At 55.2% G+C, this 15,674-nt stretch carries 16 protein-coding genes; 6 read left to right on the forward strand and 10 right to left on the reverse strand.

What is annotated here, in order from left to right:
* Window positions 1–20: 20 nt before the first annotated feature.
* Window positions 21–1,907, reverse strand: a complete 1,887-nt coding sequence (locus tag PYL13_RS09975; RefSeq protein WP_275641192.1) for a P-loop NTPase fold protein — start codon at window positions 1,905–1,907, stop codon at window positions 21–23.
* Window positions 1,908–1,950: 43 nt separating this feature from the next.
* The gene (locus PYL13_RS09980) at window positions 1,951–2,166 is read right to left on the reverse strand and encodes a hypothetical protein (RefSeq protein ID WP_275641193.1); all 216 of its coding nucleotides are present in this window, start codon (window positions 2,164–2,166) and stop codon (window positions 1,951–1,953) included.
* 502 nt (window positions 2,167–2,668) lie between these two features.
* On the opposite strand from PYL13_RS09980, the gene PYL13_RS09985 reads away from it, so the two are divergent.
* Window positions 2,669–3,247 (forward strand): GNAT family N-acetyltransferase, encoded by a 579-nt coding sequence (locus PYL13_RS09985; protein ID WP_275641194.1) that lies wholly within the window; start codon window positions 2,669–2,671, stop codon window positions 3,245–3,247.
* A gap of 45 nt (window positions 3,248–3,292) precedes the next feature.
* Here the strand turns inward: PYL13_RS09985 and PYL13_RS09990 are convergent, their stop codons facing one another.
* Window positions 3,293–4,039, reverse strand: a complete 747-nt coding sequence (locus PYL13_RS09990) for a F0F1 ATP synthase subunit A (protein ID WP_275641195.1) — start codon at window positions 4,037–4,039, stop codon at window positions 3,293–3,295.
* Window positions 4,040–4,329: 290 nt separating this feature from the next.
* Window positions 4,330–5,496, reverse strand: a complete 1,167-nt coding sequence (locus tag PYL13_RS09995; RefSeq protein ID WP_275641196.1) for a calcium:proton antiporter — start codon at window positions 5,494–5,496, stop codon at window positions 4,330–4,332.
* Between the two features lie 452 nt (window positions 5,497–5,948).
* On the opposite strand from PYL13_RS09995, the gene PYL13_RS10000 reads away from it, so the two are divergent.
* Entirely contained in the window at window positions 5,949–6,656 is a 708-nt protein-coding gene (locus PYL13_RS10000; RefSeq protein ID WP_275641197.1) for a hypothetical protein, read from the forward strand.
* A 68-nt stretch (window positions 6,657–6,724) separates the two neighbouring features.
* Here PYL13_RS10000 and PYL13_RS10005 read toward each other — a convergent pair whose 3' ends face one another.
* Complete coding sequence (locus PYL13_RS10005) at window positions 6,725–7,558, reverse strand: undecaprenyl-diphosphate phosphatase (protein WP_275641198.1); 834 nt, start codon at window positions 7,556–7,558, stop codon at window positions 6,725–6,727.
* A gap of 1,152 nt (window positions 7,559–8,710) precedes the next feature.
* Between PYL13_RS10005 and PYL13_RS10010 the strand changes: the two genes are divergently transcribed.
* From PYL13_RS10010 to PYL13_RS10020, 3 genes are all read left to right on the forward strand, one after another.
* Window positions 8,711–8,992, forward strand: coding sequence for a hypothetical protein (locus PYL13_RS10010; RefSeq protein ID WP_259146340.1), 282 nt, complete (start codon window positions 8,711–8,713; stop codon window positions 8,990–8,992).
* Window positions 8,974–9,186, forward strand: a complete 213-nt coding sequence (locus tag PYL13_RS10015) for a hypothetical protein (protein ID WP_275641200.1) — start codon at window positions 8,974–8,976, stop codon at window positions 9,184–9,186. The genes PYL13_RS10010 and PYL13_RS10015 overlap by 19 nt, the downstream gene beginning before the upstream one ends.
* A 177-nt stretch (window positions 9,187–9,363) precedes the next feature.
* Window positions 9,364–9,588, forward strand: a complete 225-nt coding sequence (locus PYL13_RS10020) for a hypothetical protein (RefSeq protein WP_192491647.1) — start codon at window positions 9,364–9,366, stop codon at window positions 9,586–9,588.
* A 334-nt stretch (window positions 9,589–9,922) separates the two neighbouring features.
* On the opposite strand, the gene PYL13_RS10025 is transcribed toward PYL13_RS10020, so the two are convergent.
* The 3 genes from PYL13_RS10025 to PYL13_RS10035 form a co-directional block, all read right to left on the reverse strand.
* Window positions 9,923–10,063: a hypothetical protein gene (locus PYL13_RS10025; protein WP_192491646.1), complete on the reverse strand. Its 141-nt coding sequence runs from the start codon at window positions 10,061–10,063 to the stop codon at window positions 9,923–9,925.
* A gap of 212 nt (window positions 10,064–10,275) precedes the next feature.
* Window positions 10,276–11,757, reverse strand: a complete 1,482-nt coding sequence (locus PYL13_RS10030) for a M20/M25/M40 family metallo-hydrolase (RefSeq protein WP_275641201.1) — start codon at window positions 11,755–11,757, stop codon at window positions 10,276–10,278.
* Window positions 11,750–12,964, reverse strand: coding sequence for a trans-sulfuration enzyme family protein (locus tag PYL13_RS10035; protein ID WP_275641202.1), 1,215 nt, complete (start codon window positions 12,962–12,964; stop codon window positions 11,750–11,752). The genes PYL13_RS10030 and PYL13_RS10035 overlap by 8 nt, the downstream gene beginning before the upstream one ends.
* A 110-nt stretch (window positions 12,965–13,074) precedes the next feature.
* Here PYL13_RS10035 and PYL13_RS10040 point away from each other — a divergent pair, with 110 nt between their 5' ends.
* Window positions 13,075–13,950 (forward strand): LysR substrate-binding domain-containing protein, encoded by an 876-nt coding sequence (locus PYL13_RS10040; RefSeq protein WP_275641203.1) that lies wholly within the window; start codon window positions 13,075–13,077, stop codon window positions 13,948–13,950.
* Between the two features lie 31 nt (window positions 13,951–13,981).
* Here the strand turns inward: PYL13_RS10040 and PYL13_RS10045 are convergent, their stop codons facing one another.
* Entirely contained in the window at window positions 13,982–14,758 is a 777-nt protein-coding gene (locus PYL13_RS10045) for an amino acid ABC transporter ATP-binding protein (protein WP_250985945.1), read from the reverse strand.
* A 3-nt stretch (window positions 14,759–14,761) separates the two neighbouring features.
* A complete protein-coding gene (locus PYL13_RS10050) occupies window positions 14,762–15,673 on the reverse strand; it encodes an amino acid ABC transporter permease (protein WP_275641204.1) in 912 nt (303 codons plus the stop codon).
* Window position 15,674 lies beyond the last annotated feature (1 nt).

Consider the following 15,674-nt stretch of genomic DNA (forward strand, 5'->3'; position numbering starts at 1 on the left):
TGTGAATGGTTGTATGGCAATCAATCTGCTTCGGGTGGAATAATCATGTCATCAGGTTGTTTGCCGCGTTCGTAATGTCTGATCAGGCCGTTTAAATGCTCTACACCCATCGTTCTGTAAGGTTCATCCCAGCCCTCAAGCTTCTTTATAACAGATGCATACACTTCTCGTGCCCAGCGAATTTCCTGTAGAAGTTCATCTCCATTCCGCGCACGGTGATACCTGTAGGCAAGCATTTTTGCACCAACATTTAGAGCTGGTGCATCTTGCGCCATAAGCGTGGCAATTCGATCGGAGGATATACTTTGCAACAAAGGTTGAACTGAAAAAACTTTATCAGTGTCCACCAACTTCATTAACGCTTGAGGATGATTATTCTCTGCTTCCTGCACAATTGCATCCACGGCATCCCTGAGTTCCAGGATTTGAAGCTCTTGGGACTTTTGATCCAAGTACTTACAAATCTCCTCAAATTCTGGTGTTTCTCTTGAAGTGAAACCCATTCCCGCATGGCTTTCAACAAATACGAGAAATTCACCTGTTCTATTTTTTAGGACGCCTTTCTCTGCAATGTCATCTATGTATTTTTTAAAAAATAATACTACGTCTTCCCCGTCTGTAAGCCGCTTATCATTCAAATTTTGTCGCTGTATAGCTAGGCCGACGGAATGGAGAATAGGTCCATACTCTGTGTATTTGCGTTCGTGCAGTTCCGCTTGCAGTGTCGCGATGGCCCCCTCTGTTTCTGCTATTGGCCTTTCAAAACTGTACCAGAGTTTTCGCCATGAGGGCTCAGCGTGCTCCTCTCCGATTCCGAGCTCGAATTTAATCCACGACTTAACTTTGTCGGGATTAAGAACACCACTGTTTTCAAATCCATTGATTAGACCATAGTCCACAGGTGGTGCATCGATTGAAAGGAAATGAAACGTATCGGAAAACTTCTTGGCTGTCTCCAATACAGGATCCAATGGAGTATCCTCTTTGTTACGTTTAAAAGAACGCAGAGCAAGTGTTCTAGAAAGCCCCGGAATTTTCTCTAATACGTCAGCGTCAAGCAGGCCCGACCTCATCCAAAGGGTTGTTGCAAGAACAACCAGCATAGTCGATAATATATGTTTCTCCGGAATGTCTTGATCAGTGGTAAGGCAATTCACGAATGCTATCGTATTGTGCATTGCCCAACTGAGGTTACGTAAGTTCTCTACTTTTGCTGCCGATGCTACCCTAAGAAAGTCGGATATCTGGTTCGACATAAGCTGTTTTGTAAGTCCATCCGGTAGATTATTTATCGCATTCTGAATGACACTTTCGAAGTCAGCCTCAATATGAGCCCTCCTTCCAATGATCTTTTCATTTTGTTCCTTCCAAAGACCATTATCTAAAGAGGCAGACAGTTTCTTCTCATCAGTCACCAAGATCACACGGCGACCATGTTCTGCGATAAATGAGTTGATGAGGCCCATCACTTCACCGAAAGCTTGTTTTTCGATCCGTTCAAGATCGTCGAAGACAAAGACGTAGTCGCTTAGACGTCTGATCGCTTTCTTTCCTAGCTTATCAACCGTACCTTTGGCTGCATCTTTAACCCGGAAGAACTCTCCAATTCCAAGAGCAATCGTGCCGGCAATAGCGCCTGCGACAGCTTCTCCTGGGCAGGCGGCCTTATATATCCGCATTTCAACATCGCTGGCCGAGTTCGCGCCAAACAAGCTGACAAAAAGAAATGGCGTGTGATGTCGACGCTCTGTCCGCATCCGTTCTTTGCGAGCTGGTTCGTATACATTCTGCAGGAAGTAAGTTTTGCCGCTTCCCCAACGTCCCTCAATTAATACCGCGTGAGGAACAGACAGTTGTTCCGCATCGAGATAAGCGTCGAGGACTTTTGCGGCGTGGTCATTGATCATGCGCGATCTCCGGAGATTAACAATAGCTGGATGACGTGAGTTCTCAGCCTAAAAGTTCGAGAGTGGCGCGAGGCGCAATGGCGAGAACGACACCAACAATCACCCCAACGAGTCCCAAACCAATTGCGCCGCCAATGCCATGCGTATGCAAGCCAATGTAAGCGCCGATAGCTGGGCTGGCGGGCAGGATGAATATGCACCAGCATTTCCAAACAAACGTTTGAATACCTTCGAATAGGCCGGGCTTTTTCTGGTCCATCTTAAACCTGTGGTGACAGCGCGCGGTCGGCACACCTGATACCATTGCAGGTAGTGGTGCGTTTGGTGGTTTAAAGAGTTGTTTGAAAAATAAGTTGTGTTTTTGGAGTTGCGCAACCTGTTTTCTCGTTGGGGCTGGTGATGATGAAGCAGCGGAGAAACCCCTCACTTGCGATTTCTAACACTTGCGGCCGTTCGCCCCAAGATGTTGAAATCGCTTTCTCTCCCACAAGGGGAGAGATGGGTGGGCGCCGTGCCACTCCAGCAAGTCAGCTGCCATTGAGACATATGGCAAACAGTGCTGGTGAAGCGAGGCCGCGCCACTCGCGCCCTTACCTCTACCCTTGTGGGAGAGGAAGAAAAATCATCACCTTAGCTTGCTAAGTGATAGATTTTTCAGGTGAGGGGTTATGTGCTTCACCACCAGCGGTCGCCACCCCACCACAAATCCTTGCCCCACCTCACAACCCGCAGTAAAGCAGGGCAAAACGCCGGAGCCTGCCATGCCAACCGATCTTTCCCGCCTGACACTAAAAACCCTTGAAGGCAGCGAAGACCGCGCAGTTTACAAAGCGGCGCGAGAATTTTGTCTTGAGATGATCCGCGACACCTACGCGATTGATTATAACCCCGTCTGGCACGCCGATCTGGATTCCCTCACGAAACCGGCGGAAGAAAACTGGTACAGCGCGGCAAATCGTGGCGCGTTCTGTCTGGTGTATGATGCTGAAAACCGGCTGATTGCCACCGGTGGTCTGCACGCATTTTCACTCAAACCCGGCACGGCCAAACGGTTGGGGCAGCGCTACCAGAACCACGACGAGGTCTGCCAATTGGTGCGGGTCTATCTGCGGCCGCAACTGCGCGGGCAGGGGCTTGGCACCCGCATCGTGGCCCTGCTGGAACAGCGCGCCGCGCAGTTGAACTACCGCACCTCTTATCTGCACGCCGATGCGCTGGCGGACGCGACTTTGCGCTTCTGGCAGCGTTGCAATTACAGGGACTTTGGCCGGTTTTCTTACCCCGCCAATGGTCGCACCGACACATCGGTCGATTTCGACAAACCACTTTTGCCAGCCTGAAAACCCGGCGTCGTTTCCACGCGCCGGGCATCAGCAAACCCCGCCTCAGTGGCCGGGGTGCAGCGCGTCGTTCAGATACATGCAGGTCAGCATGGTGAACACATAGGCCTGAATAACCGCCATCAAAAACTCCAGCGCAGTGATCGCCACGGTCATCATCAGCGGCATGATGGCACCAACTGCACCCAGCGCCCCAAAACTGCCCAGTGACACCACAAAACCGGCAAACACCTTCAGCGTAATGTGGCCAGCCAGCATGACAGCGAACAGACGCACCGAGTGGCTGACCGGGCGCGACAGATAAGAAATCAGCTCGATGGGAATGATGATGGGCGCCAGCACAGCTGGCACGCCCTCCGGCTTGAACAGTTTCAGAAAGCCAAATCCGTGTTTGTAAAAGCCGTAAAGTGTCACTGTCAGAAACACCAGGGCCGCTAGCCCAAAGGTGACGATGATCTGCGCCGTCACCGTAAAGGCATAGGGAAACATGCCGAGCAGATTGGCGGTCAGAATGAACATGAACAGCGTGAAAACGAAGGGAAAAAAGTGCATTCCCTGTTTGCCAACATTGTCCTTTAAAGTGCGTGACACGAACTCGAACAGCATTTCCGCACCCGATTGCCAGCGGCTGGGCACCAGCAACCTGCGGCCGGTGGCCAGCAGCAGAAAACCGGTGGCAAACGCAACCGTCAGAAACATCGAGGCCGAGGCATTGGTGAAGCTGATGTCCACGCCACCAAGGCTGATTTCGACGATTTTTTTGATTTCAAATTGTTCAACAGGTCCGGCCACGGGGCTTCCTCTGTGCTGCGGCCATGGCAGCGTGATCACGCAATTCGCCAGCGCCACAGCACTGCCGGGCGCGCACACACTGCGGACCAATGATTTGGATAAAAGGGGTGAAAATGCTCATGCGGGCGGCCTGTTTCCATGTTGGAAAAAGGGGCCGTCCCCGGAACGTTTCAGCGGCACGGGTCGTCCCGCGCGCTGGTGTCTTAACCGCAGAAGGGGCAGATTGCAACGGCCATTTGCCCCTGATGCCCTTACGTAACATGTGCTTACGTGAGGCAGCGATTATAGTATTACGCGGTAAACAACATCAGCCCAAACACCGCAAACAGCAGAACGTGCAGCAACCCTTGTGTGGCAGAGGTGCGGTGGCCAAGATAGGTCAGTGCCGTCAGGCCAATCGTCAGCGCAAACAGCACGGTTTCCACCGCGGAAATGCCCAGGATGACCACCTTGCCAGTCAACAGACCCACCGTCAGCACAGCCGGCACCGTCAGCCCGACGGTGGACACAAAAGCACCGAGGCAGAGGTTAATGGCGCGCTGCGTTTCATTGTTCAGCGCCGCTTTGACGGCGGTGATCGATTCCGGCGTAAATACGATAATGGCAATCAGCACACCACCAACCGCCACCGGCGCGCCGGCTTTCACCACGCCGTAATCGATGATGATGGCAAGGTCATGCGCCAGCAAAACGATGGGCAACATCAGCGCCACCAGCTTTACCGCATGGCCAAGGTTTTTGGCGCTGCTGGCGGCGGAATTGGCGTCGTCACCACCCGTTGACCGGCGTGGCGCCTGCGCCAAAAGAATGGACATTTGCCCGGCCTCCGGCTGCATGTAATCGCTGCGGTACCGGCCCATTTGCAGCGCCAGAAAACCGCCGTAACCTGCCACCGTCAGCAGACTTATCATGATGGCCTGTGCGTTGGTAAAGGTGCCGTCACGCGCGCCAATCACATTGGGCAGCAGCAGCGCAATGCCGGCCAAAACCAGGATCATGCTGATGAAGGTTATCGCACCCGGCGCATTATATTCCTGCTCGCCATAGCGCATCGCGCCTGCCAGCAGGCAGATGCCGGTCACCAGGTTCATGATGATCATCATCACGGCAAAAATGGAATCGCGGCCAATGGTCGGGCTTTCACCCGGTCCCATCATCACGGCGGCAATCAAGATCACCTCAATGGAGACGATCGACAGCGTCAGGATCAGCGTGCCATAGGGCTCGCCCAGTTGGTGGACCAGTTCATCGGCCTCATGCACCACGCCAAAAGCCGCCATCAAAATGGTGGCAAACAGCACGGCAAAACTGATAACGGCAACCGTGGTGGACATGTCAGGGCCAAGCTGCGCGTGGAACTGCAGCTGAAACGCCGCAACAACCGCCCAGGCAATGATCAGCTTGGGGACAACGCCTTTGGTCAGGGTGAACCGGGAAAGGGAGGGGATACGTGGCATGTCATGCGACCTCTTTTGGGGCCGTCCCCGATCACACAATGCCGCATCCGGGCCGTCCCGGAGGGAGCAACAACGCTGTTGCTGGCGTTCACCTAGCACATTGGGGTGTTGCGGTCCAGCTTAGGGCGTCGCGCCTTTACCTCTACCCTTGTGGGAGAGGAAGAAAAATCATCATCTTGGCTTGCTAGGTGATCAATTTTTCAGGTGAGGGGTTCATGATCCCGTGTGTTGGTTGGTGCCGCACTTACCCCACAACTCATTCATTTGTGAGCAATAAAGCCATTTTTTTTTAACGCTAAAAATCAGTTTGGCACATTCAAGGGCCGTAACAGGGGTTTTCCCCCTGCGCGATTTTCAAAACGCTAACCTTTGTGGCTGAGTAAATGGCCTCGGCTGGACAGTTTCGTTTGGGAGCATCCGAAACTGTCAACATCAGAGGGGTAGCTAAATCAATGTCCGCAGTTCTCGCGCCTGAAATTCAAACTACACAACCAACGCCGACCTATCGTGATGGCATTGTCATGCCACGCGACGAAGAAAAGCGTGTTTTCATCAATGGCGTGGAATTTAACGCGGAGCGTATCTCCGGCCGGGTTGTCGGCTCCCGCGTCAAGCAGCACAGCCAGATCTATACAAAACACCATAACAACTACATGGCCAATGGCGACAACCACGTTTATTCCACGGTTCAGAGCGAACAATGGGAAACCAGCGAAGTGCGTTTGCGCTTTGAAGATGGCAAGGAAAAGCTGTTCAAGCTGCCATTTGCCGTCAGCGTTGGTGAAGATGATATGATGAGCGTCATCAGCCTCTACCGGCTGGAGGGAGATGGTTATACGGTCGCCGCCCAGAACCATAATATCAGCCAGCATTTCACCTATGACCGCAATGGTTTGCAGCGCGTGTGTTCCATGCTTGGCATATTCAAACCGCAGGTGTTCCTGACCAACAAGTCGTATGTTATTGCGCTGGCGCTGGTGGCGCTTGGCCTTTATGGCGTGTCCAGCAGCATTCTGCTGGCGGTGATTGGCGGCTTTGTCCTGTCCGGTTTTCTGGTTCTGGCCTACCAATATGTGGTGGTGCTGCCCTATGTGCTGGCCGTCTGGCCCAGAGTAAACCGCCAGCTGCAGGCGTTTTTCGACGATTTTGATACGTGGTGATACGCCACGTACGGTAACGTTTTACGGAACCCGGATGGACTCCGTAAAACGCTGAGACGTGTGTGGCGTTACAGAGGCATCAACCAGCCGGCTGTCAGGCCCAGAATGACGAGAGCGCCCACCACGATACGGTAGATGACGAAGGGCATGTAGCTCTTGGTCGACACAAGTTTCAGAAACACCACGATGACGGCATAACCAAGCAGAAACGCCAGCAAGGTTGCAAGCGCCGTTGGTCCTGCTGCAACGGGTGTCTCTTCTCCCATCGTCTTGAACAGCTGGTAGAAACCGGAGCCGAACACCGCCGGAATTGCGAGAAGGAAGGAATATCGGGCCGCAGCTTCGCGCGTATAGCCCATCAGCAGACCGGCGGTAATCGTGCCGCCAGAACGCGAAACACCCGGAATAAGCGCCATGGCCTGCGCAAAACCGAATATGATGCCGTCTCTCCAGCCAAGCGAACGAAGGGTGCGGGTTTTGCGACCGATGCGGTCTGCCACGCCCAAGGCTATGCCGAATATGATCAGCATGGCCGCGGTGATGTAGAGATTGCGCAAGCCATGCTCGATGTTGTCCTTGAAAAGCAGACCAAGGATGACGATCGGCAGGGAACCGACAATCACCAGCCAGCCCATCCGCGCATTGTCCTCATCATAAGCGCCCATGCGAAACACCTGACGAAGCCAGGCAGCCGCAATGTTCATGATATCCTTCCAGAAATACACGATGACTGCTGCTTCGGTACCAATCTGGGTAATTGCCGTAAAGGCAGCGCCGGGATCTGCCCCTGATGGCAGAAACTCACCGGCAATCCTGAGATGCGCACTGGAGGAAACCGGAAGAAATTCCGTCAGTCCCTGCAGCAGACCAAGAATAGCAGCATCGGTCCAACTCACACTCATCAAATAACCTTTCAAAATTTGCTCAAGAAAAAAAACGGTGCCATTTTCAATTTCGTAAAGCGAAGCATTGGAAACGGCGATCAGTCATATCGTTTGGATTGTTGAGAATATGTCCGCAGGCTTGCAATAAACCGCATCCGTGCAGTGTCTGTGCGAAGCACAGCCCGGACATGGAGATTGCATCTTATAAGACCTGAAGATCGACTGGGCCAGACACAGGAAGAGTAAAATCCAAGCCGTTATTGCATAGCCGATGTTCCCTTCTGAGGGAGCTTTGATGATGTTCCGCTTACAGGGGATGTCACAGGCATCCAGCGCGCGACGCGCGTCGGCGCTGCGGGAGAGTTTTCTTAGCCCAAAGACGTGGGCTGGCCTTGACTCCTGTAACAAGTACAGGCGTGAGGGAGGTCGGCTTTGCCACTCGCGCCCTTACCTCTACCCTTGTGGGAGAGGAAGAAAAATCATCACCTTAGCTTGCTAAGTGATAGATTTTTCAGGTGAGGGGTGTTGTTGTAGCGCGCACTGACCCAATCGCTCGGCGTCATCCTAGGGCCCATCCCTAGGATCTAATCACATCTCATCGAACGAAACATATTTGGCTGGCGTGGTTAGATCCTCGCCACAAGGGCGAGGATGACGTCGAGGGAATGGTGTACTCGATACCAGCGGTCCGACGCCACCATCCAACCGAACCGACCCTCATGATCAGTCCTCGGGCCTGACCCGAGGATCAATCACAGGAATCCAGCCGCTGCGCGTCGGCGCTGCGGGAGAGTTTTCTCAGCCCAAAGACTTGGTCTGGGCCTGGATTCCCGCAACAAGCGCGGGAAAGAGGGAGGTTGGGTTTGCCACTGAGTGACTGACGACGGCGTAACGGGTGGATGCCGCGCCACTCGCGCCCTTTCCTCTACCCCTGTGGGAGAGGAAGAAAAATCATCACCTTAGCTTGCTAAGTGATAGATTTTTCAGGTGAGGGGTTCTGCCCTGCCTCTACCTTTGATGATGGGGCGGCGGTTCGTAACCGGGCCGCAATGGTTGTTAGACTCTCCGCAGAATAGGGCGTATTATCGCCCATCGTCAGCAACCGAACACGTAGGCGCTGACGACTGAGGGTTGATCTGTGCTCTAGCCTACCGGACCGGAGAGAGGCACATGACCATCCCCTCCATTGAAAATCCAGTAGTCCAGTTTCACCTACGCCCCTTCCTCACCAAGAGGGTGGCGCTCTATACATCGTCCATGGAAATGCGTCAGCGCATAGTTGAAAAGACAATTTTCAAGGCGACGAGCGATCCCTCCATCTTGCAGGATGATTCCATCGACATAGCGCTCGCACGGTTACTGCACGAGACCGCCGTTGTGGAGCTAAAAATAAGCAAAAGCATGTTCCAGCCAGGTCCAATTGGACATCAGCTTTGGCAACGGGAGGGGTAGCAGTGCAAAATAACCCTGTACGCCACGCCGAGCAGGTGGAAGCCGGTGAACTTGAACTGCTAATCGACCTTTTTCTTGTGTGGTGCGAAAAAAACGACCGAAACGCGGAAGAATTGCTGCCACATTGCAGTTTGATTTTGCAGCGCTATCGCAACGGCGAAGATACCGCTGACAAGTTGTTCGCTGATTTGTGAGGAACGGATTGCGATAACAAAAGGCCGCCTTGGATCACTCCAGGCGGCTTTGTTTATTTGCGATCAGATGATGATGGGGTGGCTCGTTCAAGCACGACAATACGCTGACTTATGAGTCGACAGCCTATTTAGTTATGGCTAAAATAATCCTCTAGCAGCGAATAATGGAGGAGCATCATGGACCCTTCGTCGCGCAAGGATAGTCGTTTTGAAGTGCGACAGGCTCTTTACGATAGAGCATCCCTATACACGTCAAATAGGTGGAAGAAGCGAAAGATTGCCGACCGAACATTGGAGGCGGCCGCACTTGATCCGGCGCTCTTCGTTCAACCTGATATCGAAACCGCTTTATTCGAACGCCTGCATGAAATCGCCAAAGACGAATTGCGAACAGAGAAATAAACCATTCGATTAATCAGGGGCTAATCCTACGTGAGGCGGCTTGCGAGGGATAGCAACGGCAATGCAATGCCGCCTTGGATTACTCCAGGCGGCTTTGTTTTGTCATGCGGGTTGCGCCGCCCATCATTCGTGGGCGGGTGGGGTGTCGAGTTGGGGAGAGTTTCCTGCCTACAGGCTTTCGGCAAAATTGTGTGGACCCGGTGCACGAGGCGAGGTTGTCCTCAACACTCTGCTACGCAAGTCGCCCCCAACGTTTAGTCGTGGCGGCCTGGGAGCGGGCCCTTATCGCTTCTAAGCTCATGTGGACTTGAAGCAAGCGGACGCCAGTTGACGCTCAGTGTCCCTTGGTCGCCTCATCCTTCTTAGCCTGATCGCGGTGCCACTTGATGGCATAAAACATGCCTATGCCGAGCACTATGATCTTGAACGGGAAGAAGATGTAAGGAAACAATTCTACCCAAGAACCGTCAGACATTTCGAGTACTTCCATTCTGTTGCTTGGAATTGTCTATCCGCAAGGATAGCGCCCACTCGGAATGCGCCTCCGAAGCCTTCGTTGCAAGATATAAGGAGCGGTCTTTTTGACGCACCCCCTCACATGCCGCGCGCCAAACGCCGGTAACGCTGCACGATGATGGGGTGGAGGGTCGATTGTGCCGGGGCGGTTCTGTCTGTGTCATAGGCTGCCTAAGTCCGAAAATCTGTCGCAGCCTCAATCTCTTCGAAAATACGAATCCAGCTGCGTGCGCCCTGGCGCAGGCGCTCGCTGTCATAGTGTTCGTCGGGGGCATGGATGGCATCGCTCGGCAAAATGAAACCGATGACCACGCATTCTGTCTGCAGTGCCTTGCCGAGTTGTTCAACCAGCGGGATGGCACCACCTGTGCCGCGCAAAATGGCCGGGCTTTGCCATTCCTTTTCAAGGCCGCGGGCCGCCGCTTTCAGGTAGGGGCTGTCTTGCGACAGCACGACCGCCGAACTGCCACCGTCACCCTCGAACTCAACGCGGCAACCTCTCGGTATCAACCGTTCGACATGGCTGCGGAATTGCTGGCGGATTGCCTCTGGCGATTGTCCGGCCACCAGCCGAAACGACAGCCGCGCCGTTGCCGACCCCGGCAGGACGGACCGTTCACCCGGGCCCTGATTGCCGCCGGTTATGCCGTTGATATCGACAGTTGGGCGGCCCCACATCGCTTCAATCGGCGCGTAGCCTTCCTCGGTAATGCCACCGGTCAGATCGACATCGGCAAACAGTTCCGGTTGCCGGGAAAGGTCCTGCCATTGTTGGCGTATGGTGTCCGGAATATCGTGAACCCCATCATAAAAACCATGGATGGTGACACGGCCCTTGTCGTCATGCAGGCTTGCCAGAATGCTGCTGAGCACCCTTATCGGGTTGGCGGCCACCGCGCCGTAATGTCCCGAATGCAGGTCCGCATTGGGCGCACGGATCGTCACACGTTCATGCACCAGCCCTTTGAGCTGGGTGGTGATGGCCGGCTGGGTGGCGGTCCACATCTCGGCATCACAAATGAAGGCGACATCACAGGCCAGTTCATGCCTGTGTGCCTGAATGAAGGCCGGCAAACTGGCAGATCCGCACTCTTCCTCGCCCTCCAGCAGCACGATAATCTCTGCAGGAAGTTCGCCATGCACGTTTTTCCACGCCCGCAACGCCTCGATGAACGTCCACAACTGGCTCTTGCTGTCGGATGTGCCGCGTCCGTAAAACCTGTGGACGCCATCTTCCTCAATGATATCAGGCGCAAAGGGCGGGTGTTTCCACGCGCCTTCATCGCCCACGGGCTGAACGTCATAATGCCCGTAAAACAGCAGACGCGGTTTTTTGCCAGCTGAAAGGGTGCCAGTCGAGGCGGTGCCAGTCGAAGCCGTAAAGGAGCGGGCAAGAACCACCGGGTGCCCCTTGGTGGCGATAATATCGGCCGCAAGACCCATCGACGACAGTTCATGTTTCAGCCATTCGGCTGCCCGTTCAATCCCGTGTTTGCCGGAAGGGTCGCTCGATATCGACGGGATCGAAACCAGTTCAAGCAATTTGCTGAGCGTGATGTCAAACCTGTCGTCGATATCGCGCAGCACGTCTTCTGTCTTTGGCACGTTTTGTCCTTCCAGCAGTGTTGAAATATCGCGGCCGAAATCAGCCATGACGGGCCGTTTTCAGGGATGTGTCGCTGGCAGTGTCGCTGCACTTGTCGTCGAGGAAAGCCAGCAGGCGGGTCACGTCTTCCCAGAGTTCGCCTTCATCTTCCAGGCCGATGCTGAGGCGCAATATGATGTCCGGACCGCTCCAGTCGGTCGCACTGCGAAAACCTGTGATGGACATGGGCGCGGCAAGGCTGCGGGTGCCGCCCCAGGACGCGCCAATGGCAAACACCTTCAACGCGTCAAGCGATGCCGCGACATGGGCCGATGCCTCTGGCGTGAAAACGATGCTGAAAACACCGCTTGAGCCGAGAAAATCCCGCTTCCACACCGCGTGATCGGGAAAGCTTTCCAAGGCAGGATGAAGAACCTGCGTCACCAGAGGATGGCCTTCAATTCTGCGGGCAAAATCCAGCGCAACCCGCTCTGAATGGCGCAGGCGCACGCCAAGCGTCTCAAAGCCACGCAGCACAAGCGAAGCATCATCAGGCGAGACACCGATGCCCATTCTGCCGATCAGCGAGCGGATCGGTTTGATCAGGCTGTCATCGCGCACGGTGATGGAGCCCATCAGCACATCGGAATGGCCGGATACGAACTTGGTCAGCGCCTCGGTGACGATATCGGCGCCATGCGCCAGCGGCTTGAAATTGAGCGGTGTCGCCCAGGTGTTGTCGACACCAACCAATGCACCATGTTCATGGGCGATGGCCGCGATGCGTGGCAGGTCCAGAATTTCCATCGTCGTTGAACCGGGGCTTTCGCACCAGACAATCCTGGTGGTTGGCCGCATTCTGGAGGCGACATCATCAGGCGAACGGGGATCGAAGAATTCGACCTCGACACCGAGGCGGCGCAAATCGGTTTCTGCCAGATCACGCATTGGCGGGTAGGCGGTATCGGCAATCAGAATGTGATCACCGGCCGCCAGAAACGGCAGAACTGCCAGCGCATTGGCCGCCTGGCCCGAAGGTGTCAGAAATGTCCAGGCACCTTCCTCAAGGTTCGTCAGCTTGGCTTCCAGTGTCCGGGTGGTTGGCGTGCCATAAAGGCCGTAGGAATAACCCTCATGGCCGCGTTCCCCGCGCGATGCATAGGCTGCGGCGTCCTTGAAGACGATCGTCGAGGCGCGGTGAGTACCAATACCGAGCGGCGTAAAACCTTCCGTTGGTACTGCGGGCGTAAGGACGCATTGGGTGAGATCGTTCATGGCAAGGCCTTTCGGAACAAATGCTGTGCGTTTGCGGAAATCAATTCCGAAACGGGCAAATCTGCGCTACTGCTATTCGTAAAAGTTATTGATTGTCGGTGGAGCTGCTGGTGAACCTGAGACAGGTGGAAGTCTTTCGCGTGGTGATGACCAATGGCACGACGGCGCGCGCTGCCGAAGTGCTTCACGTCTCCCAACCCGCCATCAGCAAGATGATCCAGGAACTGGAGCGTTCGCTTGGTTTTGATCTTTTCAAGCGGATAAAGGGGCGCTTGCAACCGACCCAGGAGGGACAGTTGTTTTTCCGCGAGGTCGAGCAGGCCTTTCTCGGATTGACCCATCTTCGCGGCGCGGCCGCCCGTATCCGGGACTACGGTTCCGGTGAGATCCGTATCGCCTGTCTGTCGGCGCTGTCGACCAATGTCCTGCCGCGTGCGCTTCACGCTTTCATGTTGGCCAATCCGAATGTCGCCGTTACATTTCAGGCGCGCATGTCGTCCAACGTGCGCGATCTGGTGGCATCTGGCCAATTCGACCTTGGCATTGTTGCAGACGAGATTGACCGCACGGGTGTGGAGGTTGAGGAATTCGCCCAGTTCCGGGTGGCCGTCGCACTGCCCAAGGGACATGCGCTTGAAGCCCTTGAGGTCATTCGCCCGGTCGATCTTGCCGGCCAGGCCTTTGTTGCACTGGCGCCCGAAGACACCACCCGGCGTGAGGCGGAAATCGCCTTCGCACAGGCGGGCATTACTGTCCGCACCGTGATGGAAACGCCGTATTCGACGACGATCTGCGCCATGGTGGCCGCTGGCATCGGCGTTGGCCTGGTCAACCCGCTGACGGCCGAACCGTACGAAGGCCACGGATTGACCTTGAGACCTTTCGAACCGGCACTCCATTTCAGAACGCTGCTGATCACGCCGCCCAATCGTCTGCCGTCCACAATTCTGGAGGACTTCATCCGGGTGCTGCGCGACGCGATTTGAGTGCTTTGGCCTGGTCATGAACATCGCGGCCTCACAGCACCTTGGAGAGAAAGGCGGCTGTGCGCGGGTTCTGCGGACTGGTGAGCATGGTGCGCGGATGTCCTTCCTCGACGATCTGCCCCTGATCCATGAACACGAGATGGTTTCCCACTTCCCGGGCAAAACCGATTTCATGCGTGACGACCACCATGGTGATGCCGCTGCGTGCCAGATCCTTGATGACATCGAGAACCTCGCCGACCAGTTCCGGATCGAGTGCGGAGGTCGGCTCATCGAACAGCATAACCTCAGGCTCCATCGCCAGTGCGCGCGCGATTGCCACCCGCTGCTGCTGTCCACCGGAAAGCTGCGTGGGATAACGGCTGCCAAACCCATCCAGCCCGACACGTCTCAGCAGATCGTCGGCCTTTTTTCCGGCCTGCTCACGTGACCAGCCTTTGACGTGGCGCGGACCTTCCATGACGTTTTCGCGGGCGGTCATGTGCGGAAACAGGTGAAAACGCTGGAAAACCATGCCCGTCAGGCGGCGTTGTGCAGCGATCTGCGCCGGGGCGAGCGGGTGAAAACGCTCGTTGCGTTCGGTAAAACCCTGCAGCTCACCTTTGACAAACACCCGACCGGCCGAAATGCTCTCCAACTGGTTGATGCATCGCAGCAGCGTTGATTTTCCCGAACCGGACGGACCTATGGCAACGCAAACTTCGCCACGCCGCACGCGCATGTCCACACCCTTCAGCGCATGGACGGGACCATAGAATTTGTGGATGTTCTGCATTTCAACGCAGAACTCTGAAACATGTGCGTTCATGGTCTACTCCGCCCGTGTCGGGTGAACGGAAACGCCTTTACCGAAATGGCGTTCGAGGAAATGCTGGCCGACCATCAGCAGGCTGGTGATGGCGAGATACCAGGTGCCGGCAACCAGCAGCAGCGGGATTGGCAGGTAAAGCCGGTTCGAAATGGCATTGGTCGCAAAGGTCAGGTCGAGCGTGAACGGCACGGCAAGCACCAGCGATGTCATTTTCAGCATGCCAATGGTCTCATTGCCCGTCGGCGGTATAATCACCCGCATCGCCTGAGGCATGAGAATACGCCACCAGATTTTCGCAGGTTTCATGCCCAGTGCCTGCGCCGCTTCAGCCTGTCCACGATCAAGCGAGTTGAAACCGGCCCGGAAGATTTCCGTGAGATAGGCGGACTCGTTGAAACCAAGACCCAGAATGGCCGCCATGGCCGGCGTGACAATGTATTTGGTTTCGACGCTGATGACCTCGGGGCCAAAAGGTATCGCAAGGCTGAGATTGGGAAACAGAACTGCAAACAGACCCCAGAACAGCAGCTGCGTATAAATCGGCGTTCCCCGGAAAAACCACACCCAACCATAGGCAATGCCGCGCAAAACGGGATTGTCACTGTCGCGCATGATCACCAAAAGCGCAGCCATCACAATCGCAACGGTCATTGCGACCACGGTCAAAATCAGCGTCCAGCCGACCCCCCGTATAACCTGGGGGGAAAACAGGTGGGTGGCGTAAACATCCCAGTGGAAATTGGGATTGACCGAAACGGCCTGCGCGATCTGCAGCGAAACAACAGCCAGGATGGCAATGGCAAGCCAGCGGCCGGGATGGCGACGCGGCACGACGATGTTGCGCGTGACGCTGGCCTTTTCGAGGGGAACCGGCGTAAAGCCGGTTCCGATATTGTCGACATCAGTGGCCATC

This window comes from Agrobacterium sp. Azo12, from assembly GCF_029193765.2.
In the GTDB taxonomy this organism is placed as follows: Bacteria; Pseudomonadota; Alphaproteobacteria; order Rhizobiales; family Rhizobiaceae; genus Agrobacterium.

Coding starts and splice junctions, on each gene's coding strand:
- PYL13_RS09980 (WP_275641193.1), bottom strand. CDS start 2,166: ATGGACCAGAAAAAGCCCGGCCTATTCGAAGGTATTCAAACGTTTGTT.
- PYL13_RS10025 (WP_192491646.1), bottom strand. CDS start 10,063: ATGTCTGACGGTTCTTGGGTAGAATTGTTTCCTTACATCTTCTTCCCG.
- PYL13_RS09995 (WP_275641196.1), bottom strand. CDS start 5,496: ATGCCACGTATCCCCTCCCTTTCCCGGTTCACCCTGACCAAAGGCGTT.
- PYL13_RS10045 (WP_250985945.1), bottom strand. CDS start 14,758: ATGAACGCACATGTTTCAGAGTTCTGCGTTGAAATGCAGAACATCCAC.
- PYL13_RS09975 (WP_275641192.1), bottom strand. CDS start 1,907: ATGATCAATGACCACGCCGCAAAAGTCCTCGACGCTTATCTCGATGCG.
- PYL13_RS10050 (WP_275641204.1), bottom strand. CDS start 15,673: ATGGCCACTGATGTCGACAATATCGGAACCGGCTTTACGCCGGTTCCC.
- PYL13_RS10035 (WP_275641202.1), bottom strand. CDS start 12,964: ATGAACGATCTCACCCAATGCGTCCTTACGCCCGCAGTACCAACGGAA.
- PYL13_RS10005 (WP_275641198.1), bottom strand. CDS start 7,558: ATGAGTGTGAGTTGGACCGATGCTGCTATTCTTGGTCTGCTGCAGGGA.
- PYL13_RS10010 (WP_259146340.1), top strand. CDS start 8,711: ATGACCATCCCCTCCATTGAAAATCCAGTAGTCCAGTTTCACCTACGC.
- PYL13_RS09985 (WP_275641194.1), top strand. CDS start 2,669: ATGCCAACCGATCTTTCCCGCCTGACACTAAAAACCCTTGAAGGCAGC.
- PYL13_RS10000 (WP_275641197.1), top strand. CDS start 5,949: ATGTCCGCAGTTCTCGCGCCTGAAATTCAAACTACACAACCAACGCCG.
- PYL13_RS10030 (WP_275641201.1), bottom strand. CDS start 11,757: ATGGCTGATTTCGGCCGCGATATTTCAACACTGCTGGAAGGACAAAAC.
- PYL13_RS10020 (WP_192491647.1), top strand. CDS start 9,364: ATGGACCCTTCGTCGCGCAAGGATAGTCGTTTTGAAGTGCGACAGGCT.